Genomic DNA, 4,578 nt, shown 5'->3' with positions numbered 1-4,578 from the left:
TTCACTTAGTGTCAACAGGCCCTAGCAGCCCAGAGTCAGACGCCTGCGTCCACCATCCGCTATTACGAACAGCAGGGCCTGCTGAGTGGCGTGCAGCGCACCGCTGGCGGCAGTCGCCGTTACGATGGCAGCGCACTGTTACGCCTGCAGATGATCCGCAGCCTGCAGAATATGGGCTTTGCGCTGGGGGATATTCCGGCCCTGCTGCGCGATGAGCAGCAAGCTGTGGATCATGAGCGGGTAATGACGACCCTGAATGGCCGGCTGGAGGATATCGATACCTTACTGGCCAGCCTGCAACGGCAGCGCGATCAGTTGCATTCGCTGCGTTGCCTGCTGGAAAGCAGCTGGGAGGCAGGCCGTTGTCTGAGTGACGAGCAGATTCTGGCGCTGCGCGATCAGTATCTGCAGCCGCCAGACAGTGCGGGCAATCAGGACTGATTCAGGCGCGCGACTGTAGCGGCCACATCTTCAGCGCTGTGGCGGATCTGCTCAATCACATCCGCTGCCTGCTGAATCTGCTCGCCCACCTGCTTTGTCTGCTGCTGGGTTTTTTCCATCTGCTCCATCGCCGCACGGGTCAGGGCTTCATTCGCCTTAACCATTTCGTCGATTTCCAGCGTTGAGCTGTTAGTGCGCGATGCCAGACTGCGCACTTCGTCGGCGACCACCGCAAAACCACGGCCATGCTCACCGGCACGCGCCGCTTCAATCGCAGCATTTAATGCCAGCAGGTTGGTTTGTTCAGCAATGCTGCTGATGGTGGTGACGATGGCGGAAATTTCCGCCGATTTACTGCTTAGTTTGCTGATGCTCTGTGCCACATCACCCACCTGCGTCGCCACCTGCGCCGATGCCGTAACACTGGCACGTAACAGACCACTGCCATTCTGGGCCAGGTTAACGGTATCGGCCGAATTACTGCGTGCCAGCTCCGATGCTTCACGCACCTGCTCGGCCTGCAGCACCCGTTCGGTAATATCGCTGGCAAACTTAATCACCTTAATAACGCGTTTTTGCGCATCAAAAATCGGGTTATAGCTGGCTTCCAGCCATACCGTACGGCCACGCTTGTCACGTCGTTCAAACTTACCGCTCTGCACCCGCCCCTGTGCCAGCCTTTGCCAGAAGTCCGGCTGCTCGCGGTAAAAAGCGTCGTTGCAAAAAATGCGGTGATGTTTACCGCGCAATTCTTCCACCCGGTAGCCCATGGTGTTCAGGAAATTGTCATTGGCATTGAGAATGGTGCCATCCGGGGTAAATTCAATAATGGCCTGCGAGCGGTTCAGCGCATCCATTACCGCTTCCTGGCTACGGCGTTTTTCTGTATTAGCCGTTACGTCCTGAGCCAGCTTGATAACACGAATCACACGGCCATTCTGCAACACCGGAAAATAGGTAGCGCGCAGCCACAGGCGCTCCCCCTGTTTATTAATCCGCGGAAAAGAGCCGCTCGCAAATTGTCCGGCGGCAAGCTTTTTCCAGAACGCACGGTACTCTTCTGAAGCCGCATAGTCGGTGCTGCAAAACATACGGTGATGCTGGCCCACCACCTCATCGCGGCGATAGCCAACCACCTGCAGAAAAAGATCATTCACATCCTTAATCGTGCCATCCGGGGCGAATTCAATCATTGCGGAATCCTGACGCAATGCCTGTTCCAGTGCCTGAGCACTGGCCAGTGCCTGTTCAAGCTGCTGAACCTTGTCTTTGTTTTTATCGAACCACATAACTGCTCCGGAATAAGTTTGCATACAGGGTACACACGCTCTCAATCTAGCCCAGTCCTGCCTGCCCGCCAGTGCTGACTACAAGCGACAGGCACTATTTGTAAAAACCAGTGATGTATAACAATCCGGCATCGTGTTGCAGGCATAAAAAAGCCGCCAAACGAGGCGGCTCCGGGCTTTAAGCACAGCAGCGGTACTACAGCGGTACTACAGCGGTACAACAGCAGTACTACAACAATGCCGCTTACTTTTTCAGCACCACACGATAGCGCGGGCTGCCGTTTTCCAGACGGTCAATGGCGCTGTTTACGTCCGCCATATCAAACACTTCTACTTTAGGTTCAATATGATGGCGGGCGGCAAATTCCAGCATCTGCGCAATCACTGCCGGACTGCCAACCGGCGACGACGACACCGAACGCTGGCCGCCCATCAGCGAGAACACATTCAGCTCGACCGGTTCCAGTACCGCACCGACCAGATGCAATCGGCCTTTCGGGCGCAGGGTATTTACATAGGAACCCCAGTCGAGTTTTACATTCACCGTCGACAGAATCAGATCGAAATAACCGGCGGAATCTTTCAGCGCCTGCTCATCACGGGAATCCAGCGTACGGTGTGCGCCCAGCTCCAGCGCTTCGGTGCGCTTGGCTTCCGACGAGGTAAAGGCCGTTACTTCACAGCCCCAGGCATTGAGGAACTGCAGCGCCATATGGCCAAGGCCACCAATACCCACCACACCAACACGCGCCGTGGGCTTAACACCAAACTGCACAATAGGGTTAAACACCGTTACGCCACCGCAGAACAGCGGCCCGGCCACTTCGCTGCTGACGTTATCCGGCAGTTTCACCACACTGGCTGACTGTGCCCGCACCTTGTCGGCAAAACCGCCATGACGGCCAACGATAGTGCCGCGCGCGCCGGCACAGAGGTTATGGTCGCCTTCCATACAGGTCTGACACTCGTTGCAGTAACCGGAATGCCAGCCGAGGCCGACCCGATCACCCACCTGCAGTTTTTTCACATGAGCGCCCACCGCACTGATGCGCCCCGCCACCTCATGGCCCGGCACAAAGGGATAACGGGTCATACCCCATTCGTTATTCAGCATGCTCAGATCGCTGTGGCAGATACCGCAGTATTCCACATCGATTTCCACATCATGGTCACCCAGCGGGCCCGGATCGTATTCAAACGGCTTGAGTTCACCACCCGGTTCGAAGGCTGCGTAGGCTTTGATCATGGTTGTTCTCCTGACATAAAAAATGGGCTTAGCGGTTACACCTGAGCAGATGCTGACGTGCGCTGTTCACACGCCGTTGTATTACACCGATAAAAAACTGCGATGACTCAGACCAGCACCAGCTCAACACGGATATTACCGCGGGTAGCGTTAGAGTATGGACATACCTGGTGTGCCTTTTCCACCAATGTCTGAGCGACAGTGTTATCCATGCCCGGCAGGCTGATATGCAGCTCAACGTCGATGGCAAAACCCACACCCTTATCATTAGGGCCAATACCCACATGCGCGGTAATGGCGGTGTCGGCCGGCAGCGCAGTTTTATCCTGCATCGCCACATACTTCAGCGCGCCGATAAAACAGGCGGAATAGCCTGCCGCAAACAGCTGCTCCGGATTTGTACCATCACCACCGGCACCACCCAGTGCTTTGGGTGTGCTGAGTTTGACATCCAGTGCCTGGTCAGATGAGACAGAGCGGCCATCACGGCCACCGGTTGAGGTTGCCTGGGCGGTATACAAAATTTCCATAGGATTCTCCGTTTTCGGTTCGTCGTTGCTGGCACCGTCTTCTGTTTGCTTCTGACCGCTGCCACCAGGATATAGTTATCGCGATAACTATTTATCTGTAAAAAATGGCCTTGTGCGGCCAGAACGGAGAAAAGATTATCGCAATAATCTATTGCGTGCAATATAAAATCATTCCCCCTGCAATGCCCGGCGCAGAACATCCAGCCGCTCTTTCAGATCCATCAGCTCCGGAATGGCTGCATTGCAGTGACTGGCGGCACAGGCATTCACCTGCAACGCCTTCTCGCGCAGGCTGCGGCCATGCTCACTGAGGCGGATCTCCAGCAACCGCTCATCGGCGCTGCTGCGCGAACGGCTGATCAGGCCCTCAGCCTCCATCCGCTTGATTACCGGCGTTAACGCTCCCGGCTTCTGCCCCAGACGCGCGGCAATATCCTTCAGCCCCAGGCCGTCCTGCTCCCACAGAATCAGCAACACCAGATACTGCGGATAGGTCAGCCCCAGCGGCTCCAGCAGGGGTTTATACACCTGAGTCATCGCCAGCGAGGTGGCGTACAGAGAGAAGCACAATTGCTTATCGAGCAGCAGCGGATTGGAATCGGACATAAAGGCTCGGGCCTGTGGTGATCAAAGATGACAATGGGGGAATGCTGCCATAAGCCGGCGTTGCGGAACAGTGTTGGTGGCAGCTGCTGGTTGGCAGTGTATGGAGGCGGATCTTATCCGCGACTTGTGGGAGAGACTTGTGGGAGCGACTTTCAGTCGCGATACGACTCGCTCCCACGCTCTGCTTTCTACTCGCTCCCACGCTCTGCGTGGTAGTGCTGCCGCTGGAGGTAGTTGTGTTCTGAGTTGTAGCCGCTGCGCGGGCTGGTTGCTGTGTCTGACTCGCTCCCACGCTCTGCGTGGTAGTGCTACTGCTGGAGGTAGTTGTGTTCTGAGTTGTAGCCGCTGCGCGGGCTGGTTGCTGTGTCTGACTTTAAGCCAATGCGGGGCAAGCCCCTGCGCCCAAATCCGGGGAACTTTGTAGTGGTCAACTAATTCCGGACACGGTCTTAAGTAGTTCTTCGGC

4 protein-coding genes and 1 pseudogene are annotated in these 4,578 nt (G+C 56.1%); 1 reads left to right on the top strand and 4 read right to left on the bottom strand.

Annotated features, from left to right (window positions below; genetic code table 11):
* Positions 1-30 precede the first annotated feature (30 nt).
* A pseudogene (locus tag B3P58_RS14645) lies at positions 31-441 on the top strand (MerR family transcriptional regulator); the annotation flags it as partial.
* Here the strand turns inward: B3P58_RS14645 and B3P58_RS14640 are convergent.
* The 4 genes from B3P58_RS14640 to B3P58_RS14625 all read right to left on the bottom strand — a co-directional run bounded on the left by B3P58_RS14640 (position 432) and on the right by B3P58_RS14625 (position 4,112).
* Positions 432-1,730 (bottom strand): methyl-accepting chemotaxis protein, encoded by a 1,299-nt coding sequence (locus B3P58_RS14640; protein ID WP_286718619.1) that lies wholly within the window; start codon positions 1,728-1,730, stop codon positions 432-434. The pseudogene B3P58_RS14645 and the gene B3P58_RS14640 sit on opposite strands and share 10 nt — an antisense overlap.
* A gap of 244 nt (positions 1,731-1,974) precedes the next feature.
* Positions 1,975-2,976: an NADPH-dependent aldehyde reductase Ahr gene (gene ahr / locus B3P58_RS14635; RefSeq protein ID WP_286718615.1), complete on the bottom strand. Its 1,002-nt coding sequence runs from the start codon at positions 2,974-2,976 to the stop codon at positions 1,975-1,977.
* Positions 2,977-3,083: 107 nt separating this feature from the next.
* A complete protein-coding gene (locus B3P58_RS14630; protein ID WP_145471107.1) occupies positions 3,084-3,506 on the bottom strand; it encodes an organic hydroperoxide resistance protein in 423 nt (140 codons plus the stop codon).
* Between the two features lie 168 nt (positions 3,507-3,674).
* A complete protein-coding gene (locus B3P58_RS14625; protein WP_145471108.1) occupies positions 3,675-4,112 on the bottom strand; it encodes a MarR family winged helix-turn-helix transcriptional regulator in 438 nt (145 codons plus the stop codon).
* Positions 4,113-4,578: the final 466 nt, after the last annotated feature.

The organism is Thalassolituus sp. UBA2009 (genome assembly GCF_002335285.1).
GTDB lineage: Bacteria > Pseudomonadota > Gammaproteobacteria > Pseudomonadales > Oceanobacteraceae > Venatoribacter > Venatoribacter alkanivorans.
Note: the sequence above shows the minus strand (reverse complement) of the source record. Positions and strands in the feature narration are given on the sequence as shown.

Bases quoted from the DNA above. Each gene is read 5' to 3' on its own strand.
- B3P58_RS14640 (WP_286718619.1), bottom strand. From the start codon at position 1,730: ATGTGGTTCGATAAAAACAAAGACAAGGTTCAGCAGCTTGAACAGGCA.
- ahr (WP_286718615.1), bottom strand. From the start codon at position 2,976: ATGATCAAAGCCTACGCAGCCTTCGAACCGGGTGGTGAACTCAAGCCG.
- B3P58_RS14630 (WP_145471107.1), bottom strand. From the start codon at position 3,506: ATGGAAATTTTGTATACCGCCCAGGCAACCTCAACCGGTGGCCGTGAT.
- B3P58_RS14625 (WP_145471108.1), bottom strand. From the start codon at position 4,112: ATGTCCGATTCCAATCCGCTGCTGCTCGATAAGCAATTGTGCTTCTCT.